Raw genomic sequence first — 18,209 nt, 5'->3', positions numbered from 1 at the left:
CATGACCGTTCGCGAGATGTCCGCCACGGACTCCGATCTCGCGCAGCACGACGGGGGCGGCGCCACGCCGCCCCCGTCCGTGCGGCGGGACAAGAGCCATCCGCGCGGCCTGGGCTGGTCCGGCCGCCTCGAGGTCCTCCTCATGGTGGGCCCCGCCGTCGCCTTCTTCGTCGGCTTCGTCATCCTCCCCGTGGTGATGGCGGCCTACTACGGCTTCTTCCGCTGGTCGGGGTTCGGCCCGGCCACCGACTTCGTCGGCCTGCAGAACTACTTCGTCATCTTCAGTGACCCGAACTTCCAGGCCGCGCTCGGGCACAACGCCTTCATCGTCATCGCCTCCCTGGTGATGCAGGGACCGGTCGCGCTGCTCCTGGCCCTGCTGCTGAACCGCAAGATGCGCGGCCAGTCCGTCATCCGCGTGCTGATCTTCGTCCCCTACGTCATCGCCGAGGTCGTCGTCGGGACCGGGTTCAGCCTCCTGCTGGCCACCCGCGGAGCACTGAACGGCTTCCTCGAGAACGCCGGGCTCGGGTTCCTCGCGGCCGACTGGCTCTCCGACCCGGCGATCGCGATCTGGACCCTGATGGCGATCCTCACCTGGAAGTACGTCGGCTTCGCCGTCATCCTCTTCCTCGCGGGTCTGCAGTCGATTCCGGAAGAGCTGTACGAGGCCGCCGCGATCGACGGGGCGTCGTACTGGCAGATCCAGCGGCGGATCACCCTGCCGCTGCTCGGACCCACCGTCCGCATCTGGGCGTTCCTGTCGATCATCGGCGCGCTGCAGCTGTTCGACCTCGTCTACATCATCTGGGGTCAGTACGTCGCATCCGTGGCGGGCACCAACACCATGGCCATCTACATGGTCGCCACCGGCCGCAACGCCGGGAACTTCGGCTACGGCAACGCCGTCGCCGTCGTCATCTTCCTCATCTCGCTGGTCGTCGCCCTGGTCTACCAGCGCTACGTGCTGCGACGCGACACCGCCGGCGCGATCACCGAAAGGGGTGCCGGATGAGCACCATGACCATCACCACCCGCGTCGCCGGGCGACGCGACAAGGGCGCTCCCGCGAAGAAGCTCCCGTGGGGCCCGCCGAGCGTCTACTTCATCGCCCTCGTCGTCATCGGGATGATGCTCGGCCCGGTGCTGTACATCATCATCGGAGGATTCCGCAGCAACTCCGAGATCACCGTCAACCCCGCCGGACTTCCCACCGAGTGGCGCTGGGAGAACTACGCCAGCGTCCTGGCGGCTCCGCAGTTCTGGACGCAGGTCGGCAACTCCACCCTGGTGGGCCTGGCGACCACCGTCGGCGCCGTCGCGCTCGGGCTCATGGCCAGCTACGTGATCGCGCGCTACAGCTTCCGCGGACGCGGCGCGCTCTACGCCCTCTTCGCCGCAGGGCTGATGTTCCCCATCACCGTCGCGATCACGCCGCTGTACATCGTGATCCGCAACCTCGGCCTGATGAACAGCCTCCCGGGCGTCATCCTGCCCCAGATCGCGTTCGCGCTCCCGGTGACGATCATCATCCTGGTGCCGTTCCTGCGTGCCATCCCCGATGAGATCCAGGAGGCGGCGTACATCGACGGCTGCGGTCGTTTGGCGTTCTTCTGGCGCATGGTGCTGCCCCTGGCCGTGCCCGGGGTCATCACGGTGTCGATCCTCGCCTTCATCGGCAGCTGGAACGCCTATCTGCTCCCCCTGTTCATCCTGAACAACGAGGCGGCCTTCACCCTCCCCCTGGGTGTGCAGCAGTTCTCCTCGCAGTACTCCGTCGACACCGCACGGGTGCTGGCGTTCACGTCCCTGTCGATGCTCCCCGCGCTGATCTTCTTCAGCCTGTTCGAGCGTCGCATCGTCGGCGGACTGACCGGCGCCGTCAAGGGCTGACGCCTCCTTCCTCGTCGACATCGAAGAAAGCAGCATCGTGACACTCCCTCCTGCCCTCTCGGCATCCGAGCGCGTCCTGGACCTCGTCCACCGCATGACCCTCGAAGAGAAGCTCGGCCAGCTCGTCGGCTTCTGGATCGACCAGGGCGATGAAGTGGTCGCCCCGCTCGCGGGCGAGATGAAGACCTCCACCCGGTTCGAGGACGCCGTCACGCACGGCATCGGGCATTTCACGCGCGTCTACGGCACCCGCCCGGTCGATCCCATCGCCCGGGCGGAGTGGCTGTGGAGCGAGCAGCGCCGGCTGCAGCGTGAGACCCGGCTGGGCATCCCCGCGCTCGTGCACGAGGAGTGTCTCACCGGTCTCGCCGCGTGGCAGGCAGCGACGTTCCCCACCCCGCTCGCGTGGGGCGCGGCGTTCGACCCCGACCTCGTGGCCGAGATGGGCCGCCTCATCGGCGGATCGATGCGAGAGCTCGGCATCCACCAGGGACTTGCTCCGGTGCTCGATGTCATCCGCGACCCGCGATGGGGCCGGGTCGACGAGTGCATCGCCGAAGACCCCTACGTCGTCGGCACGATCGGCACGGCGTACGTGCGGGGACTGCAGGATGCGGGGGTGCACGCCACCCTGAAGCACTTCGTCGGCTACTCCGGCTCGCAGGCCGGTCGCAACCACGCGCCCGTGCACGCGGGCCCTCGCGAGATGGCGGATGTCTTCCTGCCGCCGTTCGAGATGGCGGTGCGCGACGGCGGAGTGCGTTCGGTGATGAACTCCTACGCCGAGATCGACGGCGTGCCCGTCGCCGCGTCCTCCGAGTACCTCACCGAGCTGCTGCGCGACCGGTGGGGCTTCGACGGCGTCGTGGTCGCCGACTACTTCGCCGTGGCCTTCCTCCACACCATGCACCAGATCGCCGCCGACCTCGGCGAGGCGGCGCAGCTCGCGCTCGAGGCCGGTATCGACGTCGAGCTCCCCACCCTCGACGCCTACCCCGCGCTGATCGAGCGCGTGCGCTCCGGCCTCCTCGATGAGGCGGTGATCGATCGGGCGGTGACGCGGGTCCTCACCCAGAAGGAGGAGCTGGGTCTGCTCGACGCCGATTTCGACACCCCGCCCCAGCAGATCGACCTCGACAGCCCCGCCCATCGCCGCGTGGCCCGCCGGCTCGCCGAGGAGAGCACGGTGCTGTTGACCAACGACGGGATGCTGCCGCTCGGCCCCGATGCGCGTCGGATCGCGGTCCTCGGGCCCAACGCCGACAGCGCGGAAGCCCTCATGGGCTGCTACTCGTTCGCCAACCACGTTCTCGCGCACCACCCCGAAACCGCGATGGGCTTCGAGATCCCCACGGTGCTCGAGGCGCTGCGCACCGCACTCCCCGACGCGGAGATCTCCCACGAACCCGGCTGCGACGTCGAGGGCGACGACCGGTCGCGGATCGCGTCGGCGGTCGAGCGGGCCGCGGCGAGCGACGTCGCGGTGATCGTCGTCGGCGACCGCGCGGGCCTGTTCGGCCGCGGCACGGTCGGCGAAGGCAACGATGTCGAGTCCCTCGACCTTCCGGGCCTGCAGCGAGAGCTCGTCGAGGCTGTCGTCGCCACCGGCACCCCGGTCGTGATGGTGCTCCTCACGGGGCGCCCCTACGCCATCGCGTGGGCAGTCGAGGGCGAGCGCAGCCCTGCCGCCGTCGTGCAGTCGTTCTTCCCCGGGGAAGAGGGCGGCGCGGCGCTCGCGGCGGTTCTCACCGGCGCGGTCAACCCGTCGGGCCGGCTGCCGGTGTCGCTCCCCCGCTCGGCCGGGGCGCAGCCCTACACCTACCTGCACCCGCTCCTGGGGGGTCCCTCCGACGTCACCAGCGCCGCCAACGCTCCCGTCCTGCCGTTCGGGCACGGGCTCGGGTACACCGCGTTCGCCCGCGAAGACCTCACCGCCGATCGGTCTGTGGCCGCCGGCGGGACCTTCACTGCCACGGTCACGGTGCGCAACGCGGGCGAGCGGAGCGGCACCGACGTGGTGCAGCTGTACGCCCACGATCCCGTCGCCACGATCACCAGGCCCCAGGCCCAGCTGCTCGCCTACCAGCGGGTGACCCTCGAGCCCGGTGAATCGGCGACGGTCACGTTCGAGGTCCCCACCCAGCGGCTCGCCTTCAGCGGACGCGACCTCACCCGCATCGTCGAGCCGGGCACGATCCACCTGTGGGTGGGACCGTCGGTCGCCGAGCGCGAGACGACGGCGACGCTCGAGATCACCGGAGGGGTCCACCCCGTCGGGGCGGGCGATCCGCGGATGGCGACCGCCCGCGTCACGCCTGCGGCGACCTCCCGCGGCACGGCACCGACCTCCGTGGCCGCCGGCGTCCGCTGACAGGCGGAACGTCGGGTCCCCTCACGCGGGCGCGCGGGTATACCTCCGACGCCGGGCCGTCAACCCACTGGGCTGACGGCCCGGTTCGTCGCAGGGTGGAGCGTGAAGGAGGTTGTCATGACTTTCGCTGCACTCCCTCTTCCTGAGGAGACACCGGGCTCCACCCCCTCGGAGCCTCTCGTCCCGACGCCGGACGAACCGACAGCTCCGAACCCGGCGGAACCGAATCCGCTCCTTCCCCCCGAGCGCTCGGTCGCGCCACTCGGGCGGGCGTGATCCGAGCATGGGCACCATCTTCTACGGGAGCTCGGCGACCCCCATCCACATCGAGGACCGAGCACTGTCGCACCTGAAGGTCGTCATCGCCACGAAACTCCGCCGCGACGAGAGCTTCACCGTTTCGTGGCGGCATCCGGACGACGAGCCGACCGGGCGCAGCACGATCTGGCTGCACCCGTCGATTCCCTTGCGCTTCGTCTTCGACGAACCTGAGCAGCCGACCATCAGCCGCGCGTGGATCGACGAGCTCGTGGGTTCGGCCAACTCCAGCGGCGGCATCACCTTGATCACCGAGCACATGGACGCCTCGAACGAGAACACCCCGGCGCACATCGCCGAGTTGCGCGCCCTCCGCTGACCTGCTCGCCCGCGCCGCCACCGCACGCGGGCGCCCACACCGACCCGCGAGGCCCCGACGTCACGCGAGCCGTCAAGAAATGCGGCCCGGATGCCGCGGACGCAGCGTTCTTCGACGGGTCGCGGTTGATCGGGCGCGACGAGTCAGCTGAGACCGCGGGGAGCTGAACCCGGGCTCGGCGGGTTCTCTTCCTCGGCCGGCTCGGGCGAGATGCTCAGGCCGTTCGGGCCGCTCGCGGCGAGCATGAGCTCTTCGATCCAGAGGCGGTTGATGCGCGGATTCCGGCTGCCGAAGAAGTGGAACTGCATCGGCACCGACGGATGCATCCAGAAGCTGCGCCGTCCGCTGCCGTCGCCGATCTCGACGTCGAACATGAACGACTCAGACCGGCGGAGCTTGTTCATCACGACGATCCGGAGGTGAGCGAGCGTCCGGTCTTCGATGTCAACGGAGTTCGCCATCGTGTCGTAGATGAACCTACCCATGATCAGATCCTAGTCAGTCCGGTGCCCGCAACGGCGGCGTGCCGGACGTGAGCTCATCCTCGTCGGAGCCGGTCGCGGGGATGAGTGGCGTCCAGCTCGCACCTGCCCCGATCGGGGGAAGGAGGGGTCACCCGCGCGCGGGCCGACGGTGCGGGATCGGCACCGGGCGGCGTGGTCCGCCGCTGCCGCACGACAGCACCTCCACGGCGGTGCGCAGCACGTCGTCGAGACCACCGAAGTGGTGGGGTGCGCGGATGCCCCGGCCCCAGATCACATCGACTCCGAACGCGACGCGCGTCACGATCGCGATGACGCCGCGGGGGTCACCGTCGGGCAGGACCCGATCGCGGAGCTGCCACGAGTCACCCGACACCGGCGTGAACTCGAAGAACCTTTCGCTGAGGTTGTGCATGGCTTTCACCTCGTGTCGATGGTGCGCCCGGAGGAGCGGCGTCGCCCAGACCCTTGACAGCGGCGATCGGACCGCTTCTGCTGCTCCGCCTCCCGGCGCTACCCCGCCGCCCCGGGGCCGTCAAGCGCGTGTGAACCGAGCTCCGGCGCGCCAGGCTGGGCGATAGCCGCGGTATCGTCCATCGACGGCACCGCTCCCCGGGAAGGGAACACCACATGACCTCGAACCACCCGTACGACGACGACCAGGCAGCATCCGTGAGCCCGACGCCCGCCGGCGGCGGCGGGGCCGACTCCGGCGCGGCGCCGGCGGTCGCCCCGGAGGGGACGGGTTCCACCGACGCCGAGGCGTCGAGCCAGAACGACATCGCCGGCGTCGGCCCCCGCGGCGGAGAATCCGACGGGGTCGGCACGCAGGACGCCCCGCTCGAGGATCAGAACGCCACGACGCTGAGCGAAGAGGTGCGGGGCATCCTCGTGCAGACCCGGGCCGACATCCAACTGGGCAACGCCCGTGAAGACCAGGTCCGCGACATCCTCTCCCGTCGCCTCGGCGATGCCGGCCTCGATGACGACGTCGACCTCGACGCCCTGGTGAGAGAGGTGGAGAGCCCGTCGGACGACGACACCGCTCCGGGCGTCCACTCCTGATGGACGCCGTCGAGGCGCTCGCGCAGCGCGCCCAGGATCGCGGGGCACGGCTTGCCGTGGCCGAATCGCTGACCTGCGGCCTGCTCGTCTCGACGATCGGGAAGGCGGAGGAGTGGGGCACCGCCCCCGTCGGCTGGGCGGACGACACGGGCACCGGCCACCGGATCCTGAAGCGCCTCGCCTGACCCCGAGGGTGCACTCCCCGCACGCGAGGGTGCACTCCCCGCAGGCGAGGGTGCACTCCTTCGGAAGGGCGCTGCGGGCTGCCGCTCCGCGGCTCGCCGCGGAGTGCACCGTCGCGGGGAACGAGTGCACCGTCGCGGGGAACGAGTGCACCGTCGCGGGGAACGAGTGCACCGTCGCGGGGAGGGGAGGATTCCGCTCGCGGGCTCACGCCGCCTGCGGATGTCGGGGGAGTCGACGTCAGCGGGGGGGCGCACCGCGCCGAGAGCGGCGCGCGAGCAGCGCCACCGCGCCAGAGAGCAGCAGGGCCGCCCCCAGAACGATCGCCGCCGTCGGATCGACGCCGGTCACGCCGAGCCCATCGGGCACGTTCCCTCCGGACCCGGGCGACGCGCTGACACTGGGAGTCGGCGTCACGGAGGGCGTGGGGGTGACCGTCGGCGTGGGAGTCGGCGACGGCGTCTCGACCGGTGCGATGTCGACGAGGACGTCCACACCCCCCTCGCCGGGCACATCGTCTCCGGCATTCGTCACGGCCATCACCTGCGGCTCCGTCGGGTCACTGGTCCTCCTGGGGGTGAGGGGTCGGGGGTCTGGTCGGGTTCGGCGACGACGGACGTGTCGGCCGCGGCGCCGGGGGTTCGGGCGGCGACGAAGCCCTCCTCGCGAGCCGCAGCAACGGCCGCGGCCAGGCGGGCCTGCGAACGCCTGCGGCGCCAGAGGAGAGCCGTGAGGAGAAGGGCGACGCCGGCGAGGAGGATCAGCTGCGGGAGGGGCAGAGCCCACAGCGTCGCCGCCGCGACGCTGGCCGTGACGGGGATGTCGGCGCCGGCGAAGTCACGGGCTGTCGGCGCGAAATCAACGTTCAGCGGCACGACGACGGTCGGCCAGACGCCTGCCAGAGCCAGCGTGAGGGTGCGCGTCTCGCCCGGCAGGAGTTGCTGCACGGCTTTACCGGCGGCAGGGAAGCCCGCCGACGCGGTCCCGGCCGTGAGGGTCCCCTGCGCCTGGACGGCGGTGTTGCCGGTGTTGGTGACCTCGAACGACACGGTCGCCTCGCCGGGTCGGAAGGGATTCCACGACAGATCGTACGAGCCGGCGACCGCCTGCACGGTGGCGGCGGGAGCGAGCTCTCCGGTGACGCGGGTGGTGATGCGGAACCCGACGCGGCTCTCCACCCCGACGCCGGTACCCGACTCGTCGGTGCCGGCCGACAGCACCGACGCCGCGATCCCCGCGGCGTGATCGCCGGGGGGGGCGTCGTCGGGCACCGAGGTGGTGAACTCCACGACGGTCGTACCGCCGGGTTCGACGGTGACCGACTCGGGGAGGGTGATCCAGGTGCCGGCGTCCACCGAGGGCTCGCTCGAGGGCAGCATGGTGAAGCGACCGTTGTCGGAGTAGTACCCGTCGGCGGCGCTCAACGCGAAGGTGACGGGGATGGCGCTGAAGTTGCGAACGGCGAAGCGATCGGTGCGCGACTCGCCCGGATCGAGTTCCTGCTCGATCACGCCGCGCTGATCAGGGCCGGCCTCGTCGGCGGGTGTCACCGCCCAGGTGATCTCGCCGTCATCGGTGGCGGCGGCGGCGGGCTCCGCAGCGGCGGGCTCCGCGGCCGATGCGGCCGCCGGCGCGAGCCCCAGGAGCGGAGCGCAGGCGAGGGCGACCGCAGCGATGAGGCCGGTACGCGTCATCCGTCGGCGCATCGTCGCACTCCTTCGCACATCCGGTGTTGGGGGGAACAGACCGGAGAGGGTCGAGATCCGTGGGGAGATCTCGACCCCCTCCCCTGCCGACCGGATCGACCGGCAGGATGGCGGTCGATGGTCAGCCGATGTCTTCGAACAGGGAGATGGTCAGCACCGAGGCGTAGGCGCCCGGAGCGACATCCGCATCCGTCTTCAGCGTCAGACCGGCGGTCGCCGACCACGAGGTGTTGCCCTCGTTGACGGCATCCTCAGAGGTGAACGCCGAGTACAGCAGCTCGCCCTCGACCAGTCCGACGTTGGCCTCGGGGCCGTCGTCGAGGACCGTGCCGATCGGGTCGCCCTCGGTGATGTACTCGTAGTCGCCGAGCACCTCGGGCGTCCAGCCGAGGTTCTCGGCCGGGATGTTCGGCTGGCCGTCCTGGCCGACGAAGTCGGTCGCCTGGCCGTACACCGACCAGAACGATCCGTCCGGGATGCTGTCGGGGTCGCGGGTGTCGCTGACGGTCACCTGGGGCAGCTGCCCGTCGAACTGCCGGATGGTCGGGTCGCCCGACACCACCTCGGCCAGGCTCGTCGAGGTGCCGCCGACGGTCAGGGTCAGCGCGCCGTCATCGGTCGACTCGATGTCGACCGTGACGTCGACGTCGCCCGTGTCCAGTTCGTCGGCGATCGCGGCGCTCGCGCCGCCGGCCAGCAGCAGGCCGCCGACGGCGGCCACGGCGATCCGGGCCGAAAGGCCCTGGGGGAACTTCATTGTCTTGCTCCGTTCTTCGGACGTCGGCTACGACGCCCGAGCAGATGTTACCGAGAACACTCCGACATCACAATGGAACCGGGGTTCGACCGAGATGTCTCGCGGGAGTCCGGGGTCGGGCGGATCGCCCGACCCCGGACGGGGACTGCTAGCCGCAGGTGCGGCTGTCGTACGGCGCCGTCACGAGCGTCGAGACCGGCTGGCCGTCGACGGTCGCACTCGCGGTCACATCGACATCGCCGGCGGCGATGTTCGTGGCGCGGGTGGTGTAGGCGTGGGTGGCCGACTTGCCAGCGGCGACCGAGGCGAACGTCTTGGTGCCGTACTCCGACACCGCCGCGACCTGGACCGCGACGTCGTCGTTGTTCGTGACCTTGACGGTGACCTGCACCTTGCCGGCGGCGCAGCGGGTGGCAGCCTCAGCCGTCACGTCGAGCGACGGCTGCGCCGCGCCCTCGGTGAAGGCCCAGGTGTCGAGCTCGAACAGGTCGCCGCTCTCACCGGTGTAGGTGAAGAAGACGTCCTTCGTGCCCGTGGCACCCGTGAGGTCGGCGCTGAGCTCGGTCCACTCCCCGATCTCGCCGGTGACCGGGATGGTCGCCAGCACCGCACCGGTGTCGCTGCCGTCGCGCACCTGGATCGCGCCGCCCTCCTGCAGCGGCTTGACCTTGACCGTCACCGAGGCGGCTCCGGTCTCGCCGAAGGCCACCGACGACAGGCCGGTCCAGTCGCCGTTGTCGATGTCGCGCACGACGAGGTTCGGAGCAGTGTCGCCGAACTCCGCAGAGCCGCCGTCGATCTTCGCCGTCGCGATGCCCTTCGTCCAGCCGAGGGTCTCGGCCTCGAAGGTGCGGAACGGATCGAAGTCGCGCACCTGATCGACGCCGGCGTAGTCGCCCACGACCTGCTGGATGGTGCCGTCCTCGTTGAAGGTCAGCTCCTGGATGTGGGGGCTGCGGTAGCCCTGCGTCGTGTTGCCGTTGATGCGCTTGTTGAGCGTGGGGGCGTGGTACGTGAAGTAGTACTTGCCCTCGTACTCGAACACCGACTGGTGGTTGTTGCCACCGGTCCCCGCACCGAAGAACTGCGACTGGTTCGGGAAGAGCACACCGGCGTAGGTCTCCTTCGGGAACGACATCGGGTCATCCGAGATCATGTAGCCGATCTGCCCGCCGCCGGGGTAGCCCGGGAGCGGCGTCTGGTTGCCACCGAAGTCGTTGCCGCCGAAGTGCGACGAGTAGGACAGGTAGTACTTGCCCTCGCGCTTGAACACCTGCGCAGCCTCGAACGCCACGGGGGCGTCCACGACAGCGGCCGTGCCCTGCGTGTTGACCATGTCGTCGGCCAGCTCGATCACGCGGATGTTCTTCGGGTTGTTGAAGCGCTCCGCGGCCGGGAAGCTCGTCGACGCGGGGCCACCACCGAAGTAGAGGTACGCCTGGCCGTCGTCGTCCACCAGCGGTGCCGGGTCGAACAGCCAGCTGACGCCCTGGGCGCCCGGCGTGCTGCTGTTGATCAGCGTGCTGGACCGCTCGCTGACCCACGGGCCCAGGGGCGAGTCACCGGTGATGACGTTGCTGGAGCCGCCGCCGTTGGCGTAGTAGAGGAAGAACTTCTCTTCGCCGTCGACGACCTTCTTCTCCATGCCCGGCGCCCACGAGTTGTTCGTGAACGGCGCGATGCCCTGCGAGCCGGCGACCGGGATCTCACCGTGGTCGACCCAGTTCACCATGTCGGTGGTGGAGATGAGCGTGATCTGGTTGATGTCGCCGTAGTTGATGCCGGGCGAGACTCCGGTGGCGGGGTTGGGAGCGTATCCCTGGGTGTCGTTGGTCATGTACATGTAGACGCGACCGTCGTGGACGAACCCGTAGCCGTCGGCGCCGAACTTGTGACCGATGAGCGGGTTGTGCTCGCCGGGCAGCTTGCCGACGACCTCGACGGTCTTCGACGGGGCGGGCGGCGGCGGGGGCGGCGGGGCTCCGACCAGCGAGACGTCGTCGACCGTGAAGTCCATCAGGTGGAGGTTCGGGTCGCTCTGCGGGCTGCCGTTGAACGGCGTCTCGATGAACAGGCGCGTGGTGGTGACGTTCTGTCCCGCGGGGATGGTGAAGGTGGCGTTGATGTACCCCCACTGGCCGCGAGCCGGGGTGACGCTGCCGAGGTTGGTGTACGTGAACCCGCCGTAGTGCATCGTCGCGAAGAACTGCTTCGTCGCAGGGCTGCTGGGGTTGTCGTACTTGACCCGGGCCGTGACGGTGTAGGTCTGGCCGGCTTGGAGCTTGCCGGACAGATCCTGCATCGGACCCGAGCCGGTGGTCTGACGCGCGGAGGCGCGCAGACCGTTGGACCCTGAGAACGCATCGTTCACGATGGTCAGAGTGGCACCGTCGGTGGCGTTGCCGTTGTTGGCGAACCACCCCTCGGTACCGTTCTCGAACCCTCCGTTGACGATGAGCTCCTCTTCAGCCGCGTACACCGGGCTGGTGACAGCGATACTCGCTGCCATCAGGATGCCGGCGGCGGCCATGGCGGCGATCCGGAACCGGGATCGCTTCGAGGCGCGCTCGTGCAAGAGATGTCTCCTTGATGTGTTTCTGACATGGGTGTTCAGTTGTCGGTCGTGTTCAGTTGTGGGGGCGGGGTTCGTGGAGCGCACGGTCAGCCGCACGAGCGTGCGTCATAGGGTGCGGTCGCGGTGCGGGTGACGGTCTCACCGTCGATCTCGGCCGTGGCCGTGACCGTCAGCTCGCCGGCGTCGATCGCGGTCTGGCGCGTGGTGAACGCGTGGGTGGCCGACTTCTCGGCCGACACGGCGGCTAAGGTCTTCGTGCCATAGGCCGAAGACACCGCGGCCCGCACGGGCACCCCGTTCGGGTTCGCCACGAGCGCCGTCACCTGCACCTTCCCGGCTGCGCAGCGGGTCGCCGCCGTCAGATCGATGTCCAGAGAGGGAGCGGGCCGGATGACGCCGAGTCGAGCGAGTTGCAGGCTCAGGGCGCGCTCGGGGGCGTCGATCTGGTTCTGCGTGCCGACCGGGCCGGCCGCCGCAGCCTCGGCCCACACGAGCGCGGCCTGCATCGCCTGCCAGTCCTCCTCGGGATAGTCGGCGGCGTCCAGGGTTTCCGCGTGGGCGATCGCCGCATCGAGCGCGGCGGTGTCGAGCGGCAGATCCTCTGCCGATCGCACGTCGCTGAGCAGGAAGTGATCGATGTCGACGTACCCGCCGGTGGCTTGCGTGGCGTAGCTGAACACCCCGATCCGGTGCCCCATGAAGTGCGTCAGCGCCCCGTCGAGGGTGAGGGGCCCGACCCGGTTGCCGAGCGCGGTCCAGCTGATCCCGTCGAGGCTGTACGAGAAGGTGGTCCACAGCTGCCCGGACGGATTGGCGAAGTCGAGATCGGCCTTCAGGTGCACCTGCGTGGCGTCGCCGAGCGCCGCCGTCGTCCCTGGCACGAAGGCTTCGACGGCGTTCTGGTCGATCGTCGCGGTGAAGGGCGTCGTGCGGTTCACCACTCCGACGGTGTTGACGCCGTCGACGCGCTTCACGCCGACGTAGGAGAAGTTGCGTCCGAAGGCCGCGAGCCCTGCGACATCCCCGTTCTTCATCGCTGAGATGTCCATCGAGATCTCCGCCGACTGACTCGGACCGAACGTGCGCTGCGACAGCGTGTTGCGCGCCTCCTCGAGGTAGGTCGCCTCATCGTCGTTCGCGAGCTTGTCGTGACGGGTGTTCCCCGTGACGACCTTGCCGTTGGTGAGGCGGAGCCACCCCTCGCGCTCGGTGAGCGACCAGTGGCGGTTGTCGGGCGCATGGTTCCACTGCCACTGCAGGGCCAGCCGCGAGCCGTTGGGCGCGATCTCGTCGGGGTGTGCCGTCTCCTGTGTGAGCGGACGGCCGGTGACCGAGACGTCGTCGACGGCGAAGTCCATCAGGTGCTGCGACGGGTTCGCCCCCGGGTTCTGCGTGTAGGGCGTCTCGACGAAGATTCGCGCCGTGTCGACGTTCTGACCTGCCGGCACCGTGAACGATCCGGTGATCGTCGCCCACTGCCCACGCGGCGCGGTGACCGTCGCGAGGTTCGTGAAGGTGCTCGAGCCGTAGCGGGCCGTGACGAAGAACTGCTTGGTCGCCGGAGCCAGCGGATCGGTGTAGCGCACCTTGGCGGAGACGTCGTAGGTGATACCGCGCTGGAGCTTGCCCGACAGGTCCTGCGCAGGGCCCGAGCCGGTGGTCTGGCGGGCGGTGACCTGCACGGCCCCCGCCCCGGTAGCGGCGTCGCCGCTCGCGGTGAGCGTGGCCGTGTCATTCACGATCCACCCGGTCGTGCCGTTCTCGAAGCCGCCGTTCTGCACGAGCTCGACACCCAGCAGCGACGGGTCGACGTCCGGCCCCGGCGGGATCACCCAGTCCTCGTCGATGTAGGCGCGCTCGGGGGCGTCGTTGGCGAAGTCGTCCGAGACGACGACCGACTTCAGGCGCTCGAGCCGCTCCTCCTCGGGGCTCAGCGTGATCGGCTTGTCGAACGACCCGCCGATGGTCACGCTGCCGTTGTTCCCGAACACCGGCCAGCCGTCCTCCCCCCAGGTGGCGGGGATGAGGGCGGGGATGCGACCGATGGGGAAGGTGTCGCGGAAGAACATGCCCCAGTAGTCGGTGCCGCCGTCCTCCCGGGCGATCGGGACGAGGCTTCCCTGGGCGAACCCGTTGGAGTTGAGCACGCCCTTCGCCTCGTAGGGGTTCGACCCGTCCGCCGTCGCGTAGCGTCCGAGCAGATCGTCGGAGCGGAACAGCACCACCTGACGCCCCTGTCCTGACGGCCACGTGATGATGACGATGTAGTAGGTCCCGTCGATGTAGGTCACCTGCGCGCCCTCGAACAGGCCCCCCACGGGGGCGTTCGGGTAGTCGGCGGGGCGGATGATCTGCGGGTACTCCGCGAGGACGGTGGAGAAATCGGCGCTGTACTTCACGGCGCTGGTCGAGCCCGAGCCGTAGAAGATGTAGGGCGTGCCGTCGACGTCGAAGAAGAGGGACGGGTCGTGGTACGAGCGGCCGAGCGAGATGCGGTCCCACGAGCCGTCGTCGATGTCGTCGGTCGTGTAGAGGTACGAGCCGCCGAGGTTGTTGGTGTTGAAGGCGACGTACCAGAGTCCGTCGTGGTAGCGGAGCGACGACGCCCACTGCCCCTGGCCGTACGAGGTCCGGCCGTTGCGCAGCGAGAAGTCGTCGCCGATGTTCGCGCGGTCGAAGACGTAGTTGACGATCTCCCAGTTGACGAGGTCGTACGACTTCATGATCGGGGCCCCGGGGCTCAGATGCATGGTCGTGCTGATCATGTAGTAGAGGTCGCGGCCCTCGTCGTTCTCGGCGGCGGGGATGCGCTCGACCGAGACATCCGGCACATCGGAGTTCAGCAGCGGCACCCGGTAGGAGCCGTCGCCGTTGTCGGACGAGGTGTAGGAGGAGTCAGGATTCCACTCCTCCGCGGCCGTGGCCGCCTGGTCGATCGGCATCAAGCCCGCTCCCATCACCGTTCCGGCGACGACGAGCGCCAGCATCCGCCCCCACGATCGCCGCGGCGGATTCGTCGCTGAGGCCACCCGGTCCCGCGTCATTTCAGCTCCTTCGCTGGCGGCGACGTCCTGATCACCGCACGCCACAACGTTTACTTGTGAGCGCTAACGACTCAAGGAGTCAGTGCTCACCTCGAGGACGGTCAAGGATCCCCCTGCCCGATGCGGACGGGGATGCGGTGACCGACTTCTGCAGCGAATCCGGATGCCGCTCCCGGGGAGTGCTTAAGTGTTACCGTTAACAGCGGGAGAAGGCAAGGGTTTCGACGAGGTTCTCGACCACGGTGGCGCCGTCGACTCGCGCACCACCAACCGGGTCGACAGCTCGATCCGCGGCCGCTCCAGGGTCGGGTGATGTGCGAGCTCGAGAACCGTCTTCGTCGCCTGTGCCGCCATCTCGGACAACGGCTGACGAACGGTGGTCAAGCGCGGGCGGACGTAGCCGGCGAGGGTCACATCATCGAAGCCGACGACCGACAGCTCCCGGGGCACGGAGATCCCGGCCGCAGCGGCGGCGTCCAGCACACCGACGGCCTGCATGTCACTTCCGGCGAAGATGGCGGTCGGCGGGTCGTCGTGGGCCAGCAGCTCCCGCGCCTCCCGCTCACCGGACTCGGCCGTGAAGTCCCCGAAGCGCACCCAGTCCTCGCGCACCGTCTCCCCCGCTGACGTCAGCGCCGCACGGAAACCGTCCACCCGCGCGATCGCGGGGAGCGACGTCGCGGGACCCGTGACCGCCGCGATCTTGCGGTGGCCCAACCCCAGGAGATGCCTGGCCGCCTCGAGTCCACCCGACCAGTTCGCGGCTGACACCGCCGGAACATCCGGGATCGGATCGCCCGCAGGATCGATGAGGACGAACGGGATGCCAGCGGCCCGCAGCCGCGCATGCGCCTCCTTCGGCACCGCATCCAGCAACACCACGACCGCGGTCGCATTGCGGCGGAGAGCCTCGTCCACCCATGCGGGATCGTCACTTTCTCGATCGTCGTTGACGACGAGCGAGATCCCGTGTCCGGCTCGCGCCGCCGCCTCCTGGATTCCCGCGACGATCCCGAACACCCAGTCGCCGCTGAGATTCGGCACGACCACCTGCAGATACCCGGTACTCACCTGTGGCAGGCGTCGACGGTAGCCGCTGCGATCGAGCTGCTCCTCGACGAGCGCTCGCGTCTGCGGCGAGACGTCGCCGCCACCGTTCAACACTTTCGAGATCGTCGTCACCGACACCCCGGTGCGCTGAGCGACATCTCGTAACGTCACTCTCCGCACGACCACGGGGATCCTCCCGAATTTCTAACGTTGTATACAATGACAATGCCAACCTCGCACGGCCGTGTCAATCGCGTCACCGCGATGTGCCGGACCCACGGGTGGTCCGCCCTCTTCGCTGGGCGGACGCCGGCATACGGCTTCTCCGACCCGCAGATCCTCATCCGTTCGCTGCAGGCGTCACGCGGGGAGCCGCAGGCCCCTCGCGCCGGCGCGTCGGCTGAGTAGCCTTCTGGGCATGGCCGGTCCGAATCTCGACCCTGTCCAATCACCGACGCTGACCGACTCCCAGTGGGAGCGCCTCACGTCCGCCGCCGAGCCGCGGGATGTCGCCGCCGGCGACGACGTCTTCCGCTCGGGTGAGCGCGACTATCCCATGATCCTGGTCGCCACCGGCGAGGTGGAGATCGTGCGCGACGCGCTCGCCTGGGCGGAAGAGGAGATCCTCGCCAGGCTCGGTCCCGGCTCGATCGTCGGCGAGCTCGGACTGCTCAACGGGCAGGCGGCGTTCCTCTCCGCGCGCGTGGTCGAGGCGGGGCGGATGTATGTCCTCCCCCGGTCTCAGCTGCGTCGGATCATGAACGAAGACGACGAGCTGTGCGACATCATCCTGCACGCCCTCTGGGCCCGCCGCGAGAGCCTCCGGCGCGGGTCGGCGGCGTGGACGCTGAAGTTCCTCGGACGCGAAGGGTCGAGTGAGTTCCTCGCGCTCCGCCGATTCGCCGAGCGCATCGACCTGATCCACGCCGCGCACGCGGTGACCGATCACGACGTTCACCTGGCCGGGTCGTCGGGGAAGACCGCCTTCACGGCGGACGACCTTCCCGTCGCCTTCATCCAGGGTGAGCCGATCGTCCGAGCGACCCCGGGCATCGTGGCGGACCGCCTCGGACTCAGCTACCAGGGGCAGGCCGATGAGGTGGTCGACCTCGTGGTCGTCGGCGGCGGTCCGGCAGGCCTCGCGGCCGCGATCTACGGCGCCTCGGAGGGTCTCGAAACCGTGCTCCTCGATGCCGTCGCGCCGGGTGGGCAGGCGGCGTCGACGTCACGGATCGAGAACTTCCTCGGTTTTCCGTTCGGGGTCAGTGGCAGCGATCTGATCGGCCAGGCGACGCTCCAGGCACTGAAATTCGGCGTGCGGGTCTACGCACCCTGCGAAGCCATCGCCATCGAGCGACACGGCGACGACCTCGACGTGACCCTCGCCGACGGGCGGCGCATCCGCACGCGCAGCACGATCGTCACCTCCGGTGCCAGCTACCGCCGGCTCCAGTTGGACCGCTGGGAGGATTTCGAGCGGTCGGGCATCTACTACGCCGCGACCCCGCTCGAGCTGCGCCAGGTGGCCGCATCGCCCGTGGTCGTGGTGGGCGGGGCGAATTCCGCCGGGCAGGCGGCGCTGTATCTGTCATCGAACGGATGCCCCGTGCACCTCGTCGTGCGCGGAGACGACCTCTCGGCGCGCATGTCGAGCTACCTCGTCGACCGTCTCACCGACGACCCGCGCGTCCAGGTTCACACCCGGTCGCACATCGTCGGGCTCGAGGGCGACCGCGGACTGCGCAGGGTCGCGATCGACAGCGTGGGCGAGGTCGATGCGCGCGGCCTGTTCTGCTTCATCGGCGCCGACCCCGCGACCGGTTGGCTCCCCGACCTCGACCGCGACGACGACGGCTTCGTCCGCACGGGCACCGACATCACCGTGCAGTCGCTGACGCGGTGGCAGGCGATGGGGCGCGAGCCGCTCCCGTTCGAGACCTCGCTCCCCCGCATCTTCGCCGCCGGAGACGTGCGGCGCGGCTCGATGAAGCGTGTCGCGGCGGCGGTCGGAGAGGGATCCAGCGCCGTCGCCTCGGTGCACCGTGCTCTGGCGGGATGACCGTGCCATCGTTCGACAAAGAGGGAACCCATGAGTGAGACAGTCATCGATCCCGAGGCTCCCCCGAGCGGCGACGGGTGCGCGGAGTGCCTGACGCACGACGGTTGGTGGGTGCACCTGCGGCGGTGCGCGGCCTGCGGTCACGTCGGATGCTGCGACGACTCGCTCGGCCGCCATGCGACGGACCACTTCCGCCAGACGGGGCACCGCGTCATCCAGAGCTTCGAACCGGGCGAAGACTGGTTCTGGGACTATGTCGACGAGCGGATCGTCGACGGGCCCGCGCTGGCGCCGCCTCGCAGTCATCCCGACGACCAGCCGGCACCCGGGCCGCGGGGTCGCGTTCCGCTGAACTGGAGGCAGATCCTCCAGGACCGCTGACACGAC

At 69.5% G+C, this 18,209-nt stretch carries 17 protein-coding genes; 9 read left to right on the top strand and 8 right to left on the bottom strand.

Features of this window, described 5'->3' with window-relative positions; translation table 11 throughout:
- Position 1 precedes the first annotated feature (1 nt).
- The 4 genes from V6S02_RS13315 to V6S02_RS13300 all read left to right on the top strand — a co-directional run bounded on the left by V6S02_RS13315 (position 2) and on the right by V6S02_RS13300 (position 4,901).
- Entirely contained in the window at positions 2-1,015 is a 1,014-nt protein-coding gene (locus V6S02_RS13315) for a carbohydrate ABC transporter permease (RefSeq protein ID WP_442927932.1), read from the top strand.
- 5 nt (positions 1,016-1,020) lie between these two features.
- On the top strand, positions 1,021-1,893 hold the full coding sequence (locus V6S02_RS13310; protein WP_336401666.1) for a carbohydrate ABC transporter permease: 873 nt from the start codon (positions 1,021-1,023) through the stop codon (positions 1,891-1,893).
- 94 nt (positions 1,894-1,987) lie between these two features.
- Positions 1,988-4,264 (top strand): glycoside hydrolase family 3 N-terminal domain-containing protein, encoded by a 2,277-nt coding sequence (locus V6S02_RS13305; RefSeq protein ID WP_336401665.1) that lies wholly within the window; start codon positions 1,988-1,990, stop codon positions 4,262-4,264.
- Between the two features lie 283 nt (positions 4,265-4,547).
- On the top strand, positions 4,548-4,901 hold the full coding sequence (locus V6S02_RS13300; protein ID WP_124292298.1) for a DUF7882 family protein: 354 nt from the start codon (positions 4,548-4,550) through the stop codon (positions 4,899-4,901).
- 143 nt (positions 4,902-5,044) lie between these two features.
- On the opposite strand, the gene V6S02_RS13295 is transcribed toward V6S02_RS13300, so the two are convergent.
- Positions 5,045-5,386 (bottom strand): DUF7882 family protein, encoded by a 342-nt coding sequence (locus tag V6S02_RS13295; RefSeq protein ID WP_124292297.1) that lies wholly within the window; start codon positions 5,384-5,386, stop codon positions 5,045-5,047.
- Between the two features lie 127 nt (positions 5,387-5,513).
- Positions 5,514-5,798 carry a hypothetical protein gene (locus tag V6S02_RS13290; protein ID WP_336401224.1) on the bottom strand — a complete coding sequence of 95 codons (285 nt, stop codon included), beginning with the start codon at positions 5,796-5,798 and terminating at the stop codon, positions 5,514-5,516.
- A 215-nt stretch (positions 5,799-6,013) separates the two neighbouring features.
- On the opposite strand from V6S02_RS13290, the gene V6S02_RS13285 reads away from it, so the two are divergent.
- A complete protein-coding gene (locus V6S02_RS13285; protein ID WP_336401223.1) occupies positions 6,014-6,448 on the top strand; it encodes a hypothetical protein in 435 nt (144 codons plus the stop codon).
- Complete coding sequence (locus V6S02_RS13280) at positions 6,448-6,633, top strand: hypothetical protein (RefSeq protein WP_336401222.1); 186 nt, start codon at positions 6,448-6,450, stop codon at positions 6,631-6,633. The genes V6S02_RS13285 and V6S02_RS13280 overlap by 1 nt, the downstream gene beginning before the upstream one ends.
- A gap of 238 nt (positions 6,634-6,871) precedes the next feature.
- Here V6S02_RS13280 and V6S02_RS13275 read toward each other — a convergent pair whose 3' ends face one another.
- From V6S02_RS13275 to V6S02_RS13250, 6 genes are all read right to left on the bottom strand, one after another.
- On the bottom strand, positions 6,872-7,165 hold the full coding sequence (locus tag V6S02_RS13275) for a hypothetical protein (protein WP_336401221.1): 294 nt from the start codon (positions 7,163-7,165) through the stop codon (positions 6,872-6,874).
- A 5-nt stretch (positions 7,166-7,170) separates the two neighbouring features.
- Positions 7,171-8,325 (bottom strand): hypothetical protein, encoded by a 1,155-nt coding sequence (locus V6S02_RS13270; protein ID WP_336401220.1) that lies wholly within the window; start codon positions 8,323-8,325, stop codon positions 7,171-7,173.
- Between the two features lie 133 nt (positions 8,326-8,458).
- The gene (locus V6S02_RS13265; RefSeq protein WP_336401219.1) at positions 8,459-9,094 is read right to left on the bottom strand and encodes a hypothetical protein; all 636 of its coding nucleotides are present in this window, start codon (positions 9,092-9,094) and stop codon (positions 8,459-8,461) included.
- Between the two features lie 148 nt (positions 9,095-9,242).
- Positions 9,243-11,669, bottom strand: coding sequence for a family 43 glycosylhydrolase (locus V6S02_RS13260; protein ID WP_336401218.1), 2,427 nt, complete (start codon positions 11,667-11,669; stop codon positions 9,243-9,245).
- An 86-nt stretch (positions 11,670-11,755) separates the two neighbouring features.
- Positions 11,756-14,713, bottom strand: coding sequence for a family 43 glycosylhydrolase (locus V6S02_RS13255; protein WP_336401217.1), 2,958 nt, complete (start codon positions 14,711-14,713; stop codon positions 11,756-11,758).
- 183 nt (positions 14,714-14,896) lie between these two features.
- Positions 14,897-15,934, bottom strand: a complete 1,038-nt coding sequence (locus tag V6S02_RS13250) for a LacI family DNA-binding transcriptional regulator (RefSeq protein WP_336401216.1) — start codon at positions 15,932-15,934, stop codon at positions 14,897-14,899.
- A 54-nt stretch (positions 15,935-15,988) separates the two neighbouring features.
- Here V6S02_RS13250 and V6S02_RS13245 point away from each other — a divergent pair, with 54 nt between their 5' ends.
- Genes V6S02_RS13245 through V6S02_RS13235 form a run of 3 tightly spaced genes read left to right on the top strand, consistent with a single transcriptional unit; the run spans position 15,989 to position 18,203 of the window.
- Positions 15,989-16,171, top strand: a complete 183-nt coding sequence (locus tag V6S02_RS13245; protein ID WP_336401215.1) for a hypothetical protein — start codon at positions 15,989-15,991, stop codon at positions 16,169-16,171.
- A gap of 10 nt (positions 16,172-16,181) precedes the next feature.
- Positions 16,182-17,822, top strand: a complete 1,641-nt coding sequence (locus V6S02_RS13240) for an FAD-dependent oxidoreductase (RefSeq protein WP_124292292.1) — start codon at positions 16,182-16,184, stop codon at positions 17,820-17,822.
- A 30-nt stretch (positions 17,823-17,852) separates the two neighbouring features.
- Positions 17,853-18,203 carry a UBP-type zinc finger domain-containing protein gene (locus tag V6S02_RS13235; protein ID WP_124292291.1) on the top strand — a complete coding sequence of 117 codons (351 nt, stop codon included), beginning with the start codon at positions 17,853-17,855 and terminating at the stop codon, positions 18,201-18,203.
- Positions 18,204-18,209 lie beyond the last annotated feature (6 nt).

The sequence above is a fragment of the Microbacterium sp. CCNWLW134 genome, assembly GCF_037083565.1.
Classification (GTDB): Bacteria; Actinomycetota; Actinomycetes; order Actinomycetales; family Microbacteriaceae; genus Microbacterium.
Note: the sequence above shows the minus strand (reverse complement) of the source record. Positions and strands in the feature narration are given on the sequence as shown.

Bases quoted from the DNA above. Each gene is read 5' to 3' on its own strand.
- V6S02_RS13240 (WP_124292292.1), top strand. From the start codon at position 16,182: ATGGCCGGTCCGAATCTCGACCCTGTCCAATCACCGACGCTGACCGAC.
- V6S02_RS13270 (WP_336401220.1), bottom strand. From the start codon at position 8,325: ATGACGCGTACCGGCCTCATCGCTGCGGTCGCCCTCGCCTGCGCTCCG.
- V6S02_RS13290 (WP_336401224.1), bottom strand. From the start codon at position 5,798: ATGCACAACCTCAGCGAAAGGTTCTTCGAGTTCACGCCGGTGTCGGGT.
- V6S02_RS13245 (WP_336401215.1), top strand. From the start codon at position 15,989: ATGCCAACCTCGCACGGCCGTGTCAATCGCGTCACCGCGATGTGCCGG.
- V6S02_RS13280 (WP_336401222.1), top strand. From the start codon at position 6,448: ATGGACGCCGTCGAGGCGCTCGCGCAGCGCGCCCAGGATCGCGGGGCA.
- V6S02_RS13305 (WP_336401665.1), top strand. From the start codon at position 1,988: ATGACCCTCGAAGAGAAGCTCGGCCAGCTCGTCGGCTTCTGGATCGAC.
- V6S02_RS13285 (WP_336401223.1), top strand. From the start codon at position 6,014: ATGACCTCGAACCACCCGTACGACGACGACCAGGCAGCATCCGTGAGC.
- V6S02_RS13295 (WP_124292297.1), bottom strand. From the start codon at position 5,386: ATGGGTAGGTTCATCTACGACACGATGGCGAACTCCGTTGACATCGAA.
- V6S02_RS13255 (WP_336401217.1), bottom strand. From the start codon at position 14,713: ATGACGCGGGACCGGGTGGCCTCAGCGACGAATCCGCCGCGGCGATCG.
- V6S02_RS13315 (WP_442927932.1), top strand. From the start codon at position 2: ATGACCGTTCGCGAGATGTCCGCCACGGACTCCGATCTCGCGCAGCAC.
- V6S02_RS13235 (WP_124292291.1), top strand. From the start codon at position 17,853: ATGAGTGAGACAGTCATCGATCCCGAGGCTCCCCCGAGCGGCGACGGG.
- V6S02_RS13265 (WP_336401219.1), bottom strand. From the start codon at position 9,094: ATGAAGTTCCCCCAGGGCCTTTCGGCCCGGATCGCCGTGGCCGCCGTC.
- V6S02_RS13310 (WP_336401666.1), top strand. From the start codon at position 1,021: ATGACCATCACCACCCGCGTCGCCGGGCGACGCGACAAGGGCGCTCCC.
- V6S02_RS13300 (WP_124292298.1), top strand. From the start codon at position 4,548: ATGGGCACCATCTTCTACGGGAGCTCGGCGACCCCCATCCACATCGAG.